This window comes from Azorhizobium sp. AG788 (assembly GCF_943371865.1).
In the GTDB taxonomy this organism is placed as follows: domain Bacteria; phylum Pseudomonadota; class Alphaproteobacteria; order Rhizobiales; family Xanthobacteraceae; genus Azorhizobium.
Genome location: NZ_CALRWL010000034.1, coordinates 14,167 through 33,183, shown reverse-complemented (window position 1 = coordinate 33,183; position 19,017 = coordinate 14,167). Strand labels below are relative to the sequence as shown.

The 19,017-nt window shown below is 67.1% G+C and carries 17 protein-coding genes; 7 read left to right on the top strand and 10 right to left on the bottom strand.

The annotated features are described in order from the left end of the window. The first annotated feature begins 118 nt into the window (after positions 1-118). The gene (locus AAG816_RS18320; RefSeq protein WP_341991112.1) at positions 119-505 is read left to right on the top strand and encodes a hypothetical protein; all 387 of its coding nucleotides are present in this window, start codon (positions 119-121) and stop codon (positions 503-505) included. 350 nt (positions 506-855) lie between these two features. After that, positions 856-1,062 (top strand): hypothetical protein, encoded by a 207-nt coding sequence (locus AAG816_RS18315; RefSeq protein ID WP_341991111.1) that lies wholly within the window; start codon positions 856-858, stop codon positions 1,060-1,062. A gap of 2 nt (positions 1,063-1,064) precedes the next feature. Here AAG816_RS18315 and recO read toward each other — a convergent pair whose 3' ends face one another. From recO to AAG816_RS18275, 8 genes are all read right to left on the bottom strand, one after another. Next, a complete protein-coding gene (gene recO, locus AAG816_RS18310; protein ID WP_341991110.1) occupies positions 1,065-1,796 on the bottom strand; it encodes a DNA repair protein RecO in 732 nt (243 codons plus the stop codon). A gap of 7 nt (positions 1,797-1,803) precedes the next feature. Then, a complete protein-coding gene (gene era / locus AAG816_RS18305; protein ID WP_341991109.1) occupies positions 1,804-2,739 on the bottom strand; it encodes a GTPase Era in 936 nt (311 codons plus the stop codon). Next, complete coding sequence (rnc, locus tag AAG816_RS18300; RefSeq protein WP_341991108.1) at positions 2,736-3,443, bottom strand: ribonuclease III; 708 nt, start codon at positions 3,441-3,443, stop codon at positions 2,736-2,738. Before rnc ends, era begins: the two co-directional genes overlap by 4 nt. Further along, on the bottom strand, positions 3,440-4,192 hold the full coding sequence (gene lepB, locus AAG816_RS18295) for a signal peptidase I (RefSeq protein WP_341991107.1): 753 nt from the start codon (positions 4,190-4,192) through the stop codon (positions 3,440-3,442). The genes rnc and lepB overlap by 4 nt, the downstream gene beginning before the upstream one ends. A 157-nt stretch (positions 4,193-4,349) precedes the next feature. Further along, the gene (acpS, locus tag AAG816_RS18290; protein WP_341991106.1) at positions 4,350-4,772 is read right to left on the bottom strand and encodes a holo-ACP synthase; all 423 of its coding nucleotides are present in this window, start codon (positions 4,770-4,772) and stop codon (positions 4,350-4,352) included. Further along, the gene (locus tag AAG816_RS18285; RefSeq protein WP_341991105.1) at positions 4,769-5,536 is read right to left on the bottom strand and encodes a pyridoxine 5'-phosphate synthase; all 768 of its coding nucleotides are present in this window, start codon (positions 5,534-5,536) and stop codon (positions 4,769-4,771) included. The genes acpS and AAG816_RS18285 overlap by 4 nt, the downstream gene beginning before the upstream one ends. 135 nt (positions 5,537-5,671) lie before the next feature. Next, a complete protein-coding gene (locus AAG816_RS18280; protein WP_341991104.1) occupies positions 5,672-7,891 on the bottom strand; it encodes a bifunctional (p)ppGpp synthetase/guanosine-3',5'-bis(diphosphate) 3'-pyrophosphohydrolase in 2,220 nt (739 codons plus the stop codon). Between the two features lie 206 nt (positions 7,892-8,097). Next, on the bottom strand, positions 8,098-9,072 hold the full coding sequence (locus AAG816_RS18275) for a quinone oxidoreductase (RefSeq protein ID WP_341991103.1): 975 nt from the start codon (positions 9,070-9,072) through the stop codon (positions 8,098-8,100). A 238-nt stretch (positions 9,073-9,310) separates the two neighbouring features. Here AAG816_RS18275 and AAG816_RS18270 point away from each other — a divergent pair, with 238 nt between their 5' ends. Continuing rightward, on the top strand, positions 9,311-10,489 hold the full coding sequence (locus AAG816_RS18270) for a UbiH/UbiF family hydroxylase (protein WP_341991102.1): 1,179 nt from the start codon (positions 9,311-9,313) through the stop codon (positions 10,487-10,489). 74 nt (positions 10,490-10,563) lie between these two features. Here the strand turns inward: AAG816_RS18270 and AAG816_RS18265 are convergent, their stop codons facing one another. Next, complete coding sequence (locus tag AAG816_RS18265; protein WP_341991101.1) at positions 10,564-11,523, bottom strand: AEC family transporter; 960 nt, start codon at positions 11,521-11,523, stop codon at positions 10,564-10,566. Positions 11,524-11,634: 111 nt separating this feature from the next. Next, complete coding sequence (locus tag AAG816_RS18260) at positions 11,635-12,414, bottom strand: gamma-glutamylcyclotransferase family protein (protein WP_341991100.1); 780 nt, start codon at positions 12,412-12,414, stop codon at positions 11,635-11,637. Between the two features lie 204 nt (positions 12,415-12,618). Here AAG816_RS18260 and AAG816_RS18255 point away from each other — a divergent pair, with 204 nt between their 5' ends. The 4 genes from AAG816_RS18255 to AAG816_RS18240 all read left to right on the top strand — a co-directional run bounded on the left by AAG816_RS18255 (position 12,619) and on the right by AAG816_RS18240 (position 19,003). Then, on the top strand, positions 12,619-13,659 hold the full coding sequence (locus AAG816_RS18255; protein ID WP_341991099.1) for a CoA ester lyase: 1,041 nt from the start codon (positions 12,619-12,621) through the stop codon (positions 13,657-13,659). Between the two features lie 307 nt (positions 13,660-13,966). Further along, positions 13,967-14,269 (top strand): heat shock protein HspQ, encoded by a 303-nt coding sequence (gene hspQ / locus AAG816_RS18250; protein WP_341991143.1) that lies wholly within the window; start codon positions 13,967-13,969, stop codon positions 14,267-14,269. Positions 14,270-14,714: 445 nt separating this feature from the next. Then, positions 14,715-16,733 carry a methyl-accepting chemotaxis protein gene (locus AAG816_RS18245; protein ID WP_341991098.1) on the top strand — a complete coding sequence of 673 codons (2,019 nt, stop codon included), beginning with the start codon at positions 14,715-14,717 and terminating at the stop codon, positions 16,731-16,733. Between the two features lie 311 nt (positions 16,734-17,044). Then, positions 17,045-19,003 (top strand): HAMP domain-containing methyl-accepting chemotaxis protein, encoded by a 1,959-nt coding sequence (locus AAG816_RS18240; protein ID WP_341991097.1) that lies wholly within the window; start codon positions 17,045-17,047, stop codon positions 19,001-19,003. The last annotated feature ends 14 nt before the right edge of the window (positions 19,004-19,017 follow it).

Sequence of the window (19,017 nt, the reverse complement as noted above, 5' to 3'; positions counted from 1 at the left end):
GAAAACGATCCATAAATTCATCTGCGCCGGCCCAATTGAACATAATAGAGACATTCAATTTTTTAAAATTTGATGACAGTGCAAACACGCACGAAGAAGCTTCGAAGGAGAAGCTGCCATGACCAAGATCTTTCTCCCGCTGTGCGGTGCTGCCATTCTTGGTTTTTCCATGCTGTCGACTGGCGCGTCTGCCGCGACACTATCCAACGTCGGCGGACCGATGCCGCTGCTCTCGACTGAGGTCGAGGCCCCCGTCGAGACGGTGGGCTGGCGACAGGTCTGCCGTCCGGTTCCGCGTTGGTTCAACGGCCGGCAGGTGTTCGTTGAGCGCTGCCGGAACGTCTGGGTGGACCGCCGTGGCCCCGGCTATGGCTACGGTGGCTATGGCCGCCCGGCCTATGGCCCTCCTGGTCGCGGTTATGGTGACGGCCGTCCCGCCTATGGCCCTCCCGGCCCGGCCTATGGCTATGGCGGCCCCTACCGCGGCGGCCCCGGCTATTATTGACCGGCGTCCGCATGCCTGAGGGGCGCCCCCGCTCAGGCTCCCACCACTCCACCGCCTGCCCCACCCCTGGGGCAAGGCGCCCGGGGACCAGAAACAGCGGCAGCGATCTGGGAACAAATCACAGACCCCAGACTTGTCTCCTGCGATGACAGTGCACAAACGCACGAAGAAGCTTCAAGGGAGAAGCTAGTATGAAAAAATTCATTATTCCATTTTGCGGCGCAGCCATACTGGGCTTGGTAGCACTGTCAACTGGCGCTTCTGCCGCGTCTTTGTCCAATGCGGGCGGACCGTTGGTTAATTCTTCTGCCGCCATTCAGTCTCCCGTCGATAACGTGGCATGGCGCCGGGTGTGCCGTCCCGCCACCATTTGGCGCAATGGCCGCCGCATCGTGGTGCAGCGCTGCACCAATGTGCGGGTCAGCAACGGTCCGGGCTACGGCCGTCCCGGCTATCCCGCCGCCGGTCGTCCCGGCTATCCCGATGCCGGTCGCCCCGGCCCCGGCTATCAGGGCGGCATGGGCGGCCCGGCTCCCGGTCCCGGCTGGGGTCGCTGAGGCTAAGGTGTCTCACTGGCCCGCTTGAGGGCCGATAGAAATCCCGCGCGGGCCTCGGATAGAACGAGCCCGCGCGGTTCCATGACTCGGCTCGCCAAAAAGTGACCGGTGATCCGCAGCGCCGCCTCCATGTCGTCATGGCTGGGCGGCATTATGCCCCCGATCAGGAACGTGGGCAGCACAAACAGCTTGTCCGCATAGGGGTCGCCGGCGCTGCGCGATACCGCGCGCCCGGTCCGCGGCGAGACGAAAGCCAGATCGTTATTGCCGCCGGTGGCCGCGCAGCGGCTGAGATCCAGGCCGAAGCCCAATTCCGCAAGCATCGCCATTTCGAACCGCGCCATCAGCTCGCCCGCATGGGCCGGCGCGTCGAACGCGTCGAGGATGGCATCGGCGGTGGCGAACAGGCCGGGATGGGGATCCCGCTCGGGCAGCAGGCGCAGCAGCCCGGTGAGATGGGTTACGCCGAAGCTGCCATGGGGCGTCTGCATCAGGGCGTCCGCCCGCAGCGTCACCGGCTCCACCAGGAAGTGGCCCAATTGGCTTTCGATGCGGGCGCGCCAGGTGGCGTGCAGCGTGTTGCCGGGCTGGAGCAGCGGCGTCATGCGCCGCGCGGCGCCACCCCGCACCAAGCCCATATGACGCCCGCGGGCGCGGGTCAGCAGCTCGACGAGGGCGCTGCTCTCTCCGTGGCGCCGAACGCCGAGAACGATGCCCTCGTCGGTCCACTCCACGGCGATGTCAGTCTCCCCGCGGGAATTCCAGGCCCATTTCGCGATAGCGCTCCGGATCGTCCGCCCAGTTCTCGCGCACCTTCACGAACAGGAACAGATGCACCGGAACTTCGACGATCTCGGACAGTTCCGCCCGCGATTCGGACGAGATGGCCTTGATGGTCGCGCCCGCCTTGCCCAGCACGATCTTCCGCTGGCTCTCGCGCTCCACAAAGATGGTCTGCTCGATGCGGACCGACTTGTCCTTCAGTTCCTTCCACGATTCGGTTTCCACCGTGGAGCGGTAGGGCAGTTCGTCATGCAGGCGCAGGAACAGCTTCTCGCGGGTGATCTCGGCGGCCAGCATGCGCAGCGGCGCGTCGGAGATCTGGTCTTCCGGATAGAGCCAGGGACCGGCCGGCACCGTCTCGGCGAACCAGCGGCGCACGTCTTCCACGCCATTGCCGTTGAGCGCCGAGACCATGAACACCCGCTCGAAGGCCAGCTTCTCGGTCAGCGATGCGGCGAGCCCCAGCAGGGTGTCGCGGCGGATCAGGTCGATCTTGTTGAGGATCAGCGCACGGGGCCGCTTCACCTGCGCCAACGGCGCAAGCAGGGCCTCGATGTCCGCATCAACGCCGCGATTGGCGTCCACCAGCAGCGCCACCAGATCCGCGTCCGAGGCGCTGGTCCAGGCGGTGGAGACCATGGCCCGCTCCAGCCGCCGCTTGGGCGCGAAGATGCCTGGGGTATCCACCAGGATGATCTGCGCCGCGCCTTCCAGGGCGATGCCGCGGACAATGGCGCGGGTGGTCTGCACCTTGTGGGACACGATGGAGACCTTCGAGCCCACCAACTGATTGGTGAGCGTGGACTTGCCCGCATTGGGCGCCCCGAGCAGGGCCACGAAGCCGCACCGTGTCGGCTCCGCACCCTCTCCGTCCGCCCGTACCAGCTCGTTCATTCACCACTCTCCGTCACCACACCCTCACGGGCGAGAAAGGCAGCCGCCGCAGCCTTCTGCGCCGCCTGCTTCGAGGCCCCCGCCGCCTCCACCGCGGTCAGACCAGGAAGGTCCACCGCCACGCGGAAGTTGGGGGCATGGTCGGGGCCGGTTCGCCCCACATCCCGATAGACCGGCGGCGGCAGGCCGCGCGCCTGGGCCCATTCCTGCAACACCGTCTTTGCGTCCCGCAGCGGGCGGCGGGGCGTCTCCAGGCGGCTGCGCCAGAAGCGCTCCACCACCTTCAGGGCCGCATCATAGCCGCCATCGAGATAAACCGCAGCCACAACCGCTTCGGCCACGTCCGCCAGGATCGCCCGGCGCTCGCGGGCGCCGGACTGGCTCTCGCCGGGACCGAGCCGCAGATGGGCGCCAAGGCCCATGTCCTGCGCCACCTCGGCACAGGCTTCCTCCCGCACCAGTTCCGCCAGGCGGCGAGACAGCTCGCCCTCCTCCGCCTTTGGAAAGGTGGTGTAGAGCATGTGCGAGACAACGCTGCCCAGCACGTGGTCGCCGAGAAACTCCAGGCGCTGATAGGAGCGCACGCGGGGGCCTTCGCCCTTCACGGCGCTGATGTGGGTCAACGCCAGATCGACCAGATCGCGGTCGTTGAAACGATGGCCGATGCGCTCCTCCAGGAGCGCCAGATCGGGGGAGGCTGTCATCGGACCTGACTGAAGATCCGCGACCACCGCACGGCCCACGGCCATGTCCACACCTGCCAGGCGGCGGCGCGTTCATCGATGGAGAAGAAGATCATCTGGGCCTTGCCCACGAGATTGTCGAACGGAACATAGCCCACCTGGCTCAGGACGCGGCTGTCGGCGGAATTGTCCCGGTTGTCGCCCATCATGAAGAAATGCCCGGCGGGCACATGATAGACTTGGGTGTTGTCGTAGAAGCCGTTGTCGACGATATCGAGGGTCTCGTAGGAGACGCCGTTGGGCAAGGTCTCGCGCCAGCGCTTCACCGGCGCCATGCGGCCGGTACCGTCATCCTCGGTCACGTCGGACAGGCGCTCGCGCTTGACCGGAACCCCGTTGATGTTCAGCACGCCGTCGATCATCTGGATGCTGTCGCCGGGCATGCCGACCACGCGCTTGATATAATCGGTCTCATTGTCCTTGGGCAGCTTGAACACCACCACGTCGCCGCGGGTCGGCTCCTGGCCGAGGATGCGGCCGGAGAACAGCGGCGGCGAGAACGGGATCGAGAACCGCGAATAACCGTAGCTGTATTTGGAGACGAACAGATAGTCCCCGATCAGCAGCGTATCCTTCATGGATCCGGAGGGGATATTGAACGGCTGGAACAGGAAGGTGCGGATCACCAACGCGATCAGGAGCGCATGGACGATAACGCGGACGGTTTCGAGAAAACCGCCGTCCTTCTTGGAATCACTGGTCGCGGTCATAGAGGGTCCGATGAAACGAGGTCCGCGCAGTGTGCAGCAAACTGCGCCGAAAAACGGGCTGAAACCCTGTCGTAGCGGCAGCATCCGGCACGTACGGATTGTGCTGCTATAGACGTTTCACCGGCGCGCGGCAACGCGCGGCCCGCCGAAGCTTGCCTCAGGCAACAGGGCCGGACGCGGCGCCCACCGGCTCGGCGCTGATGATCACATAGGCCGCCGACAACGGCCCCTCGTCGGTCAGCGATAACGCGATGCGCGGCTCGTAGCCCGGTGGTACCAGTTCCTGGAGGCGGATCGCGGCGCCGCCGGTGAGTTCCAGGGTCGGCTGGCCGGAGGGCAGATTGACCACGCTCATGTCGCGCCAGAACACGCCGCGGGCGATGCCGGTTCCCAGCGCCTTGGCGCAGGCTTCCTTGGCGGCGAAACGCTTGGCATAGGTCTCGGCCGGCCGTGCGCGGGCCTGCGCCTTGGCCTGCTCGGCGGGGGTGAAGATGCGCTCGACAAAGCGGTCGCCAAAACGGGCGATGGATTTCTCGATCCGCCGCCGATCGGTGAAGTCCGAGCCGATACCGAGGATCATGCCGCGCGCTCCCCCATGGCCTGGCCTCGGGAGATGGCCTCCCGCATTTGCAGGACCACCCCGTCCAGACCGTCGAAGATGGCCTCGCCGATCATGAAATGCCCGATGTTCAATTCGGCAATCTCGGGAAAGTGAGCGATTTGCGCCGCGGTGTCGAAATCGAGCCCATGCCCGGCGTGCACTTCCAGGCCCAGGCTGGCAGCCTGACGCGCCCCGAGTCGCAGGCGCTCGAACTCTCCATCCGCGCCCGTCTTATCCCCCTCCGCCAGCGCCTCGCACCAGGCGCCGGTGTGCAGTTCGACGATGTCCGCGCCCAGCGCCTTGGCGGCCGCGATCTGCGCCGGATCGGCGGCGATGAACAGCGAGACCTTGATACCGGCGGCCTTCAGTTGCTTGATCTTCGGCATCAGGTCGGCGGCTTGCCCCGCCGCATCCAGGCCGCCTTCGGTGGTGCGCTCCTCGCGCCGTTCGGGCACCAGACAGCAGGCATGGGGATGGGTGGCCAAAGCGATGGCCACCATCTCGTCCGTGGCTGCCATCTCGAAATTGAGCGGCAGCGCCACCTGCGCCTTGATGCCGGCGATGTCCGCATCGCGAATGTGGCGCCGATCTTCCCGCAAATGGGCGGTGATTCCATCTACCCCGGCGGCTGCCGCCAGCAAGGCCGCGCGCACCGGATCGGGATGGGCGCCGCCGCGCGCGTTGCGAACGGTGGCGACGTGGTCCACGTTCAATCCCAGCCGGATGGGCGCGCGCGCGGTCATGAAGCAGATCTCCTGGAGCAGGGTGCCAAAAGCGGGCCTGTGCCCGGTCGGCAAGATGCGGTTGGCATTGATCGGGCTTTGAAGCTGTAAAATCAATCGCCCCACCGCCGCAGGCGCGGCGAACACGGCTCTCGCTCAGCCGTTCACCCGTTCGACGCTGGAAATCACCGGCCGTGCCCGCAGGTCGGCGAGAATGCCGTTGAGATGGCGCAGGTCGAACACTTCCAGGTCGATCACCAACTCGGTGAAGTCCGGCGAGCGCGAGCGCATGTTGATGCCGGCGATATTGCCGTTGCGCTCGCCGATGATGGTCGCCACCTGCCCCAGCGTGCCGGGCTCGTTCACCGCCGTCACCAGGATCCGCGCCGGAAAGCGGCCGTCGCTCAGTTCGTCCACATCCCAGCGCACGTCCAGCCAACGCTCGGGCGCGTCCTCGAAATGCTGCAGGGCCTGGGACTGGATCGGATAGATGGTGATCCCCTCCCCCGGCGCCAGGATGCCGACAATACGGTCCCCCGGCACCGCGCCGCCCTCGGGGGCAAAGCGCACCGGCAGATCGGAATTGATGCCGCGGATCGGGATGGCGGAGGCGTAGCCCTCCTGCGCCCCGTCGGGGATCTTGAACTTGAGATTGTGCCCGCGCTTCAGCTCGAACCAGCCCTCGCCCTGGGGCGCCTTGTTGCCGCCGGTGGCGCGATCCTCGGGACGCTGGGCGGTCCATTCGGGATAGACCGCGCGGATCAGATCATCGGTCTTGATCTCGCCGCGTCCGACCGCCGCGAACACATCCTCCACGGCGGTGCGGGCAAGCCGCGGCATACCCTTGGCCACGGATTCCTCCGAGAAGGCCTTGCCGGCGCGGGCAAACGCGCGTTCGGCAATCTTGCGGCCAAGGCCGGCATATTGGGCGCGCACGGCGGTTCGCGTCGCGCGGCGCACGGCGGCGCGGGCCTTGCCGGTGACGGCAATGGTCTCCCAGGCGCCGGGCGGGGTCTGGGCCTTCGAGGTGATGATTTCCACCTCGTCGCCATTCTTCAATTCCGACACCAGCGGCGCGATGGTGCCGTTGATCTTGCAGCCCACGGCGGTGTTGCCGATGTCGGTGTGCACCGCATAGGCAAAATCGATCGGCGTTGCCTTGCGCGGCAGCGCGATCAGCCGCCCCTTGGGTGTGAAGCAGAACACCTGATCGTGGAACAGCTCGAGCTTGGTGTGCTCCAGAAACTCTTCCGGCGACAGGCCTTGCGCCAGATTTTCGATGGTCTTGCGCAGCCAGGCATAGGCCCGGCTCTCATTGGACAGCATCACGCCGGGGGCGCCGGTGTCGTCCTTGTAGAGCGCGTGGGCGGCGATGCCGTATTCGGCGATTTCGTCCATGTCGCGGGTGCGGATCTGCAACTCCACCCGCTGGCGGCGCGGGCCGATGACCGTGGTATGCAGCGAGCGATAGTCATTGGGCTTGGGCGAGGAGATATAGTCCTTGAACCGGCCCGGCACGGTCCGCCATTTGGTGTGCACCACCCCCAAGGCCCGGTAGCATTCCTCCACACTGCCCACGATCACGCGGAAGCCATAGATGTCGGAGAGCTGCTCGAAGCCGATGGCCTTGCGCTCCATCTTGCCCCAGATGGAGTGAGGCTTCTTCTCGCGCCCCTTCACCTCGGCCTTCATGTCGCGGCGCGCCAGTTCCTCGGTCAGCTCGCGCTCGATCTCCTGCACCAGGGGGCCGTTGCGCTCGCGCAATTCGGTCACCCGCCCGGTGATGGAGCCATAGGCTTCCGGGGAGAGCTGGCGGAACGCCAGATCCTCCAGTTCCTCGCGCATCTCCTGCATGCCCATGCGGGCGGCCAGCGGCGCGTAGATGTCCAGGGTTTCCTGGGCGACGCGATCGCGCTTTTCCTGCGGCACATATTTCAGCGTGCGCATGTTGTGCAGACGGTCGGCGAGCTTCACCAGCAGCACGCGCACGTCGTCGGCGATGGCCAGCAACAGCTTGCGCAGGTTTTCCGCCTGCTTGGCCTGCTTGGACACCAGGTCCAGCTTCTTGATCTTGGTGAGGCCTTCCACCAATTGCGCGATCTGGCTGCCGAACAGGCGCTCGATCTCGGCCTTGGTGGCCCCCGTATCCTCGATGGTGTCGTGCAGCAGCGCGGCGATGATGGTGGCGTCGTCGAGCTTCAGCTCGGTCAGGATCGCCGCCACTTCCAGCGGATGGGAGAAATACGGGTCCCCGGAGGCCCGCAGCTGGGTGCCGTGGGCCTTCATGGCATAGACATAGGCGCGGTCGAGCAACGCCTCGTCGGTCTGGGGATTGTACCGTCGAACGCGCTCGACGAGCTCGTATTGGCGCATCATGGCCGGAACGGGTCCGTCGCAGCACGGGCAGGCCGAACAGCCCCGCCGTGTGGTTTTATGGAATCGGACATATCATGCAGGATGCGGACGCGCGCAAGTCACGCGGCGCATTTTTGCGAATGTTTCGCATGATTTGCGGCCGACGCACCGCCATCCGGCGGACCGCAATGGCGCCTCCCCGTGGGTCAGGATCGAAGCCGCGTCCCCTACGGCAGCAGCACCGTGGAGCCTGTGGTGGCACGGCTTTCCAGGTCGCGATGGGCCTTCTGCACCTCTTTCAGATCATAGCTCTGGTGGATGGGCACCTTCACCGCGCCGGTGAGCACCGCCTCGAACAAATCGTTGGCGGTGGCCACCAGGGAGGTGCGCGTGGCCACATGGGTGCCCAGCGTTGGGCGGGTGGCGTAGAGCGAGCCCTTCTGTGACAGCGCCAGCAGATCGAAATTGCGGATCGCGCCGGAGGCATTGCCGAACGAGACCCACAGGCCGAACGGCTTGAGGCAATCCAGCGAGGCCGGATAGGTGGCTTGGCCGACGCCGTCATAGACCACGTCGCACATCTTGCCGCTGGTGATCTCCTTCACCCGATGCACGAAATCCTCGTCGCGATAGAGGATCACATGGTCGGTGCCGCTGGTGAGCGCCAGCTCGGCCTTTTCCTTCGAGCCCACGGTGCCGATGACGGTGGCGCCCAGCGCCCGCGCCCATTGCGCCAGGATCAGCCCGACGCCGCCAGCCGCCGCCTGGATCAGCACCACGTCGCCCGGCTTCACCGCATAGGTGTGCTTGACCAGATAGGAGGCGGTCATGCCCTTCAGCATCATGCCGGCGGCGGTGCGATCATCGATGGAGGCCGGCAGGTGCAACAGGGCGGAGGCGGGAATGTTGCGCACGGCGGCATAGGCGCCCATGGCGGTGGCATAGGCCACCCGATCGCCCACATGGAAATCGGTGACGTGCTCGCCCACCGCCTCCACCTCGCCGGCGCCCTCGCTGCCGGGAATGAAGGGCAGAGCCGGGGCCTTGTAGAGGCCGGAGCGGAAATAGGTATCGACGAAATTCAACCCGATGGCGGTGTGGCGCAGCCGCACCTCGCCCGGCCCCGGCGGCGGCAGATCCATGCGCTCGTAGGACAGCACCTCGGGCCCGCCCACCTGATGCACCCGAACTGCCGCAACCATGGCCAACTCCCCCTCACTGCAAACGGGTCGGATCATAGGGGTGTCTGCGGTCCCGGCAAGGGCGCCGCCGCGATCACAACACCCCGCCTCAGGCGCCGTTGCGCGCAGCCGCCCCGCTGAGACGATGCGCCCGCGCGACGGCGCCGGCCTTCGGCGCTAGACTGCACGCCGAAATCAGCACCGACCGGGCGGCGCGCGTGGCGCGCGGTCCCGGTCCCCGCACAGGCAGGAGATGGTCATGTCGCAGCTCACCCAGACCGATGTGGCAGTGGTCGGCGCGGGACCGGCGGGACTCGCCGCCGCCATCGGGTTGGCCGCCGCCGGGATCTCCACCACCCTGATTACCGGCCCGGAGCGCGGCAACGACCACCGCACCACCGCCTTGCTGGATGGCTCGGTGAAGATTTTACAGCAATTCGGCGTGTGGCAGCATTTGATGCCGCACACCGCGCCGCTGCGGGACATGCGCATCGTCGACGGCACCCGCCGCCTGATCCGCGCGCCCGAAGTCACCTTCCGCTCCGGCGAGATCGGCCTGGAGGCGTTCGGCTACAATATCGAGAACGACGTGCTGCGGCGCGAGTTGAGTGCCGTGGCGCGGACCATGCCCGCCTTGCGGCTGGCGCGGGCCTCGCTCGCCGGGCTGACCTCGGAGATGGACGCAGCCACCCTGACGCTCGACACTGGCGAGGCCCTCGCCGCCCGCTTGGTCGTCGCCGCCGACGGGCGCAACTCCAAGGTGCGCGAGATCTGCGGCATCACCATGAAGAAGCGGGAATATCCGCAGGTGGCGGTCACCGCCACCGTGCGCCACACCCGGCCCCATTGGGACATCTCCACCGAATTCCACACCGAGACCGGCCCCTTCACTTTGGTGCCGCTGCCCGGTGACCGCTCCAGCATCGTCTGCGTGGTGGACGACAAGGAAGCGGTGCGCCTGCTGGGCCTGGATCTGCCGGCACTGGCGCGGGAGTTCGAGCGCCGCGCCGGGTCGATCCTCGGCGCGTTCGAGGTGGAGGACGGCCGCGCCGCCTTCCCCCTGGTGGCGGAAACGGCCACCGACCTGACCGCCCCCCGCGTCGCCCTCATGGCGGAGGCGGCCCATGTGATGCCGCCCATCGGCGCGCAGGGGCTCAATCTGGGCCTGCGCGATGCCCTGTCCATCGTCGATCTGGTGTCCGCCGCCCTCCCCAGAGGCGGCGACATCGGCGGGGCCGATCTCCTGGCCCGCTATGCCGCCGACCGCACCCGCGACATCGACGGGCGTATGAAGGCGGTGGACCTGCTCAATCGCTCGCTGCTGTCGGACCTCATGCCGGTGCAGGGCGCCCGTGGTCTCGGCCTCTATCTGCTGGACCGCATCGGCCCGCTGCGCCGCCAGGTGATGCGTCTCGGCCTCGGCAGCCGCGCGGCCTGAGCGACGGATCGGCGGCGGCGGGAGACCGCCCCCCGCCTCCCAGCCCCAGCACTGGGCGCAGCCGCCCTTCCCGCTCAATGCAGCAAATGCAGCGGCAGCAGCTTCTGCTGGATCAGATAGAGCAGTCCGGTGACGGTGGCCACCGACAGGACCGTGCCCACCAGCACCCCGGCCGAGGCCTGCTCCATATAGACGCGATACTGCCGCGCCAGCACGAAGCAGTTCAGCGCCGGCGGCAGGGACGCCATCAAGACCGCCGTCTCCATCCAATGGTCCGAGAACGGTCCGAAGGCACTGAACACCACCAGCGCGATGGCCGGGTGGAAGAAGAGTTTCAGCGCCAGCAGCGGCGGCAGCTCCCGCGGCACGCGCTGGAGCGGACGCAGCGCCACGGTAACGCCCAGCGTGAACAAGGCGCACGGCGCGGCCGCATTCTTCAGGAAATCCAGCATCCGCTCCACGGCGCCGGGGGCGCGGAACTCGAACGCCGCCGCCAGCACGCCGAGGAAGGTGGCGATGTTGAACGGATGCGTGGCGATTCGCTTCACCACCGTCAGCAGCGTGGCGCCCAGATGGCCGCTGCGGCCGTGCACGGCGATCAGCAGCGGCACCAGCGTGAAAAACAGCAGACTGTCGCAGGCGAAGATCAGCGCCGCCGGCGTGGCCGCATCCGCGCCCAGCGCCGCCAGGGACAAGCCGGGGCCCATATAGCCCACATTGGCATAGGCGCCGACATTGAGCGCGATGGCGGATTGGGCGAGGTTGCCGCGCAGGAACCAGAGCGCGATGGCCAGCGCCAGCGCTGCCGTGGTGGCGGTGGAGATCACCGCCGCCAGGATGAAGCGCGGATTGGCCAGCTCCGCGAACGGGGTCTGGGAGACGATGCGGTAGAACAGCGCCGGCAGCGCCACATAGATGATGAAGAAGGACAGCCACGCGAGCCCCTCCTCCGGCAGACGCACGAAGCGCCCGCACGCAAAGCCGAGGAAGATCAGGCCGAAGAAGGGAAAGGCGAGGCCGAAAAGGTCGGTCATGGCACCTGCAGACACTGGCAGGCGCGAAGAGACGATGTTCGCGGGTCCCTCACAAGTCACGCCGGACGCAAGGCGGCACGCCAAGCTATGCGCGATGCACTGCGGTAGGCCTCAGGGTCGCGCCGGTTCCAGGGTGCGCGCGGGGATCAGATAGCGCGCCGCATAGTCTTCGCTCAGCAGCCGCCGGGCAAAGGCCGCCTCTGCCGGCGGCGTGGTGGCCAGCAGGCGGTCAATGGTGCCCGCGGACGGGTTGGCCGACCAGGGCCGGCGGGCAAACGGCCGGTCATTCAGCCAGAAGCTGTCCCAGCCGAAGGTGGTCTCGACCACCTCGCGAGCGAACGGCTCGCCATAGGCCAGCGCGCCGGAGAGCACGAGATCCACATAAGACTGGACGATGGGATGGCCCGCGTCCGGCACCGAGGTGCGCGCGCCCGGCTTCGGCACATAGATCCAGACCCTGCCGGCCTCCGGCAGGCGCATCCAGGACAGTGACTGGATCAAAGCGTTGGGCACCAGAACCCGGTCATAGCCCGCCTCCCGCCGGTCGAACTTGGCCAGCGTCGGCGCATCCACCGGAAACAGCACCCCATTGATGGTCTCGGCGGCGGCATCGGTGCGGCCAGCCTCCAGGCCCAGTGCGGTGAATCCGCTCCCCGCCACCAGATTCCACACCCGTCGCCAGCCGAAATCCGCAGCCACCCGCATGGGTACCGCCTCCAGCCGCGCCCCGGCTGTGCCGGCGCGTGAGTCGGCGTCGATCAGACTGCCGTAGCCGATCAGGAATTGCGTCGGCAGGTCGGAGGCCCCGACCCGCGCCCACGCCGGTACGCCCGGCACCGCCCCGCCGAGGCCGAGAGCCAGCCCCGCCAATAGTCCGCGCCGTGACAGCACCGCGTTCCTCCAATCCGTGTGGGCGCGAATGGTAGGGGCCGGGACCTTGGGGTCAAGGCACGCCCACGCGAGGACGGCGCGATGGCTCCAAGTCGGCTCCCCGTCATCGCTGCACCGCCGCACCGCCATGCTGCACGGCAAAGTTGCTCTTGCCGCGGCGGGATGGGCTGTCCATTCTGGCGGCATAATTCCAGGGGGGATCCCGTGAAGCTGCCGCGCAACTTCTTCAAGCCGCTCGCCATCGGCGCGCCGGCGCCTTATCGCGACCTGCCGGTGCGCCTGGAGCGCATGATCCACTTCGTACCGCCGCATCTGGAAAAGATGCGCGGCAAGGTGCCGGACATCGCCCGCCAAGTGGATGTGGTGCTGGGCAATCTGGAAGATGCCATCCCCATCGACGCCAAGGAGGCCGCGCGCGCCGGCTTCATCGAGATGGCCAAGGCGGTGGACTATGGCACCACCGGGCTATGGACCCGCATCAATGCGCTGAACAGCCCCTGGGCGCTGGACGACATCACCCAGATCGTCGGCGCGGTGGGCGACAAGCTGGATGTGATCATGCTGCCCAAGGTGGACGGGCCGTGGGACATCTTCTATCTCGACCAGTTGCTGGCCCAGCTGGAGGCCAAGCATGGGGTGCGCAAGCCGATCCTGATCCACGCCATTCTGGAGACCGCCGAGGGCGTGAAGAATGTGGAGGACATCGCGAGCGCCTCCCCGCGCATGCACGGCATGAGCCTCGGCCCGGCGGATCTGGCCGCCTCCCGCGCCATGAAGACCACCCGCGTCGGCGGTGGCCATCCCGAATACAAGGTCCTGGCGGACCCGGACGGCGACAATCCGCGCGCCGCCTATCAACAGGATCTGTGGCACTATACAGTCGGCAAAATGGTGGACGCCTGCGCGGCGGCGGCCATCAAGCCGTTTTATGGCCCGTTCGGTGACTTCGCCGACCTGGCCGCGTGCGAGAGCCAGTTCCGCAACGCCTTCCTTCAGGGCTGCGTCGGCGCCTGGTCGCTGCACCCGACCCAGATCGAGATCGCCAAACGGGTGTTCAGTCCCGATCCGGGCGAAGTGGCATTCGCGCTGAAGATTCTGGAAGCCATGCCCGATGGCGCCGGCGCGGTGATGATCGACGGCAAGATGCAGGATGACGCCACCTGGAAGCAGGCGAAGGTCATCGTCGATCTGGCGCGGATCGTCGCGGCGAAAGACGCAGACCTCGCCAAGGTCTATGGACTGTGAGGTCGCACGGCCCGGGCGATCGCCTGGGCCGGACTACCCGGCCGGTGCGAGACGGGCTTGCGCAAGGTTAGCCAGGGTAAGATGCTGACGACTCAACCGGTGGCCCCGCGCGGCATCGGGCGAGGTCTGGACACGAAGGAACAGTGGCATGGCGAGGAGCGTGAAGGACCAGGGGCAGTCGGGCACGCCGGGCGCGCGCAAGCGCCCCACTGTGCGCGATCTGGCCGGCCCCGCCCTCGCCGCCCTTGAGGCGCCCTCGGCGCCGGCAGCGGCGCCCGTAACCCGCACCCGGACGGCGCGCTTCTCCATCGGCGATGTGGTGCGCCACCGCCATTTCCCCTTCCGGGGCGTGGTGTTCGACGTGGACCCGGTGTTCGACAATACCGAGGAATGGTGGTTGTCGATCCCGGAGGAAATCCGGCCCCGCAAGGACCAGCCTTTCTATCATCTGCTGGCCGAGAATGCGGAGAATGAATACGTCGCTTATGTCTCCGAGCAGAATCTGGAGCCCGACACCTCCGACGAGCCGGTGCGCCATCCCCGCGTTGCCGAAGCCCTTGCCGAGGATGGAGCCGGTGGCTGGCGGGTGCGGCGCGACCTTCTGAACTGACGCGCCTGCCGTCGATCGGGGGCGCTCACTCGCCCGCGGCCGATACGGCTGATCGCGTGAACCGGTACACCTCCGGCCGGCCTGACCCTACGACGCCCTGCGGCCAGCCCTGTGACCTGACGTGCCTCCTGCGGACACGCCCGCATATCGCGCCATGCCGCTGCGTAATCGACACCGCGTGATCGGCACCGCGGCGCACCTGTGCGCGCACCGCCGCCCCCACCATCAACGCCACCTCCGCACCTCGCCCGCACATGTGCAATGCGTCCAAAAAATTGTGCATTGCACGCGTCGATAGCTAGCAATGACAAACACAGCCTCGGACAAGCTCACTCGGTAAGATTGCACTCTGGGTTCTCGCGATCCGGAGGATAGGATGCGCATTCGGGGGTTGTTTCTACTTTGCATTTCAACGTTGGGGGCGGTTTCGCTCGCCGGCGGTGTCATGTTCGCGGTCGGCGAGTGGCGAAACTGGCAGTCGGCAACGACCGCCCAGGCCCTGATGCAGGTCTTCGCCAACCTCGCTTATGTCAATGAGCGCTACTCCGTCGAGCGCGGCGACTACAACCAGATGCTGCTCGGCGAGGCTGCGGCGACTCCGGCCATGATCGAGACCGCCAAGAGGAACACCGGCCGCACGGATGAGGTTCTGGCCGCGTCGCAGACGTTTGCCGCAGCCCTCGGTGCCAGCGATCGCGCGGCCGTGGAAGGCCCGATCGCCGCTGCCGCGAAGAACATGCGCCAATTGCGCGATACCGCCTGGCCGCAGATGCAGAAGCCCCGCGCCGAGCGCGACCCCCAAGTGGTCGCCCGCTACGTGCCGGAAGCCACCGAGGTGCTCCAGGCGATCGCCAAGATCTCTTCCGCGCTGGAATTGCGCGCGAGCAACGAAAATACCTCCATCGGCCGCCTGGCCTCCCTGGCCCGCATTTCCGCCGCCATGCGCGATACCGCCGGGCGTCGGTCCACCATGCTGACGACCTATCTCGGCTCCGGCAAGAAATTCACGCCGGAGACCATGGAGCAGTTCCTGCTGCTCGACGGTCAGGTCGCCGCTTATTGGGCCGTGTTGCTGCACGCCGGTCACGAACTGGATGACGTTCCCGGCATCTCCGCCGCGCTGGAAGCGGCCGAAAAGGGCTTTGTCGTCGAGGGCGGCCGGGCCACCCGGAAGATTTTCGACGCCGCCAAGTCCCCCGACGCACCGGCGCCCATGCCGGTGGGTGAATGGCGCGCCCAGATCAGCCCGATCCTGGTCAAGTCGCTGGCGCCCCGTGACGCGGCCTTCGCCGCTGCCGCGATCCAGTCGCAGACCAGCATCGCCAATGCCCGCCTCGGCTTCATCCTCGCCTGCGTCGGCATCGTGGCGATCCTGGCCCTGATCGCCGGTTTCGCCGTCTTCATCACCCGCCGCGTGGTGCAACCCATCCGCACGCTCGCGGTCGGCATCGAGCAGATCTCCAAGGGCGTCTTCGACGTGGACATCCCGGGCCTGGACCGCCGGGATGAAGTGGGCGAGATCGGTCGCGCCGTCGAGGTCCTGCGCGGCAACAGCCAGGAGATGGTCCGGCTGCAGGAAGACCAAGTTACCATTCGTGTCCAGGCCGAGCAGGATCGCCGCAAAGCCTTCCACGATGTGGCCGACGAACTGGAACGGGTGGTCGGGCAGATCGCCGGATCGGTCTCCTCCACCTCCGAGGAACTGCAGGCTTCCGCCCGCGGCATGTCGATCATGGCCGAGCAGACCTCCAGTCGCTCCGGCCAGGCCACCCAGGCCTCTCAAGTGGCCAACGACATGGTGGGTGCAGTCGCCGCCGCCGCCGAGGAACTCTCCGCCTCGGTCACTGAAATCGGCGCGCGGGTGAAGGAATCCGCCCGCATCGCCGGCGTCGCGGTGACCGAGGCCAATGACGCCGCCTCCAAGGTCACCACCATGTCCGAGGCCGCCCGCCGCATCGGCGACATCCTGCGCCTCATCAGCGACATTGCCGGCCAGACCAACCTGCTGGCCCTCAATGCCACCATTGAGGCCGCCCGCGCCGGCGAGGCCGGTCGCGGCTTCGCCGTGGTCGCCTCCGAGGTGAAGAACCTCGCCGAGCAGACCTCAAAGGCCACCGCCGAGATCGAGGCCCAGATCTCCACCGTCCAGCGCGCCACCGATGAGGCGGTCTCCGCCATCACCGGCATCGCCTCCACTATCGGCCATATGAACGAGATCTCCACCACCATTGCCTCGGCGGTGTTCCAGCAGTCCGCCGCCACCGACGAGATCGCCAGCTCCATCGCCCGCGCCTCCGAGGGCGCGCGCGATGCCTCCGAGAACATGATCGAGGTCAATCAGACCGCGGCGGAGACCGGCAGTGCCGCCAGCCAGGTGCTGGGCGCATCCACCGAGCTGTCGCGCACCTCCACCGAATTGCGGGTGGCCACCGACACCTTCGTCGCCCGCATCCGCAGCGCCTGAGATACGCCACCCGAAACACCAAACGGCGCGCCAATGGCGCGCCGTTTGCGTTTCAGGGGATGGGCGGGACGACCTGTGCGCGCGCTCCAGATTAATTCAACATTATGATGCGTAAAATCAACAGCCCCACGCAAGCTTCACGCTAGATGTTGCAGCGCGGGAGACTTTGCTGCCTGGAGATTTTTATGCGTATTCGCGGCATTATATTACTGTGCATATCAACACTTGGCGCTTTTTCTCTCATTGCAAGCACAGCTTTCGCCGTCAACCAGTGGTACCTTTGGCAGGCTGCACTTGACGCGAAGGCGCAGATGCAAGTCTTCGCCAACCTCGCTTCTGTGATGGATAAATACTCTCTGGAGCGCGGCGATCTCAGCCCGGCCCTCCTGGCCGAAGCCGCCCCCACCGCAGCGCAACTCGACAACCGCCGCGCGGTGATCTCCCGCACCGAGGACAGCATCAAGGCGACGCAGGCCTCGGCGGAAAACCTTGGCGCCGCCGATCGCACGTCGGTCGAGGCTGCCATCAAGACCATCGCGGGCAACATCCGCACCTTGCGCGCCCGCGCGCTCGTGGAACTGGATCGGCCCCGCGCCCAGCGCGACGGTGCCTTCGTTGCCAGCTTCCTGCCCACCGCCCAGACCTACCTGCAGGATCTGTCCCGGGTGTCCGCCACGCTGGAACTGCGCGCCGGCGACAATGACACCTCCATCGGCCGCCTCGCCTCGCTGGCGCGGATGTCGTCCACCATTCGCGACGTGGGTGGGCGCCGCGCCACCATGATCACCGTGTTCCTCGGCTCGGGGAAGACGTTCTCACCCGCCCAGATCGAGCAGTTTCTCCAGTTGGACGGCCAGGTCACCGCCTATTGGGCAGCGCTGACGCATATGGGCAAGGACGTGGAGACGGTGCCCGGCCTCGCCGCCGCGATGCAAAAGGCCAAGGCCGGCTTCCTGGACGCAGGCAATGCCATCACCCTGAAGGGCTTTGCCGCCGCCAAGGGCGAAACCCCGCCCCCCTTCACCGTCGATGACTGGCGCGCCCAGATCCGCCAGAGCCTGCTGGATGGCCTTGCCCCGCGCGATGCCGCCTTTGTTGCCGCTAGCGCCCAGTCGGACACCAGCATCGCCACCGCGCGCAGCGGGTTCTTCATGGCCTGCGCCGTCGTGCTGGCCATTCTCGCCATCGTCGCCGGCTTCGCTATCTTCATCAACCGCCGCCTGATCCAGCCCATCCGGGACATGACCCGGGGAATCGAACAGATCGCCCACGGCGTGCTGGACGTCGAAATCACCGGCACCGCCCGCAAGGACGAGGTCGGCGAGATCGGCCGCGCGGTGGAGATCCTGCGCGGCAACAGCCTGGAGATGGTGCGCCTGCAGCAGGAGCATGTGCAGATGCGGGCCCAGGCGGAGGAGGATCGCCGCCGCGCCTTCCATGATGTCGCCGACGAACTCGATCGGGTGGTCGGCAAGATCGCCGGATCGGTCTCCTCCACCTCCGAGGAACTGCAGGCTTCGGCCCGCGGCCTGTCCATCATGGCCGAACAGACCTCCAACCGCTCCGGCCAGGCCACCCAGGCCTCCCAGGTCGCCAATGAGATGGTGGAGGCGGTCGCCGCCGCCGCCGAGGAACTCTCCGCCTCGGTCACCGAAATCGGCGCGCGGGTGAAGGAATCCGCCCGCATCGCCGGCGTCGCGGTGACCGAGGCCAATGACGCCGCCTCCAAGGTCACCACCATGTCCGAGGCCGCCCGCCGCATCGGCGACATCCTGCGCCTCATCAGCGACATCGCCGGCCAGACCAACCTGTTGGCCCTCAACGCCACCATCGAGGCCGCCCGCGCCGGCGAGGCCGGCCGCGGCTTCGCCGTGGTCGCCTCCGAGGTGAAGAACCTCGCCGAGCAGACCTCAAAGGCCACCGCCGAGATCGAGGCCCAGATCTCCACCGTCCAGCGCGCCACCGACGAGGCGGTCTCCGCCATCACCGGCATCGCCTCCACTATCGGTCACATGAACGAGATCTCCACCACCATCGCCTCGGCGGTATTCCAGCAGTCCGCCGCCACCGACGAGATCGCCAGTTCCATCGCCCGCGCCTCCGAGGGCGCGCGCGATGCCTCGGAGAACATGATCGAGGTCAATCAGACCGCGGCGGAGACCGGCAGTGCCGCCAGCCAGGTGCTGGGCGCATCCACCGAGCTGTCGCGCACCTCCACCGAATTGCGGGTGGCCACCGACACCTTTGTCGCCCGCATCCGCAGCGCCTGAGAGCGGCCCCCCAT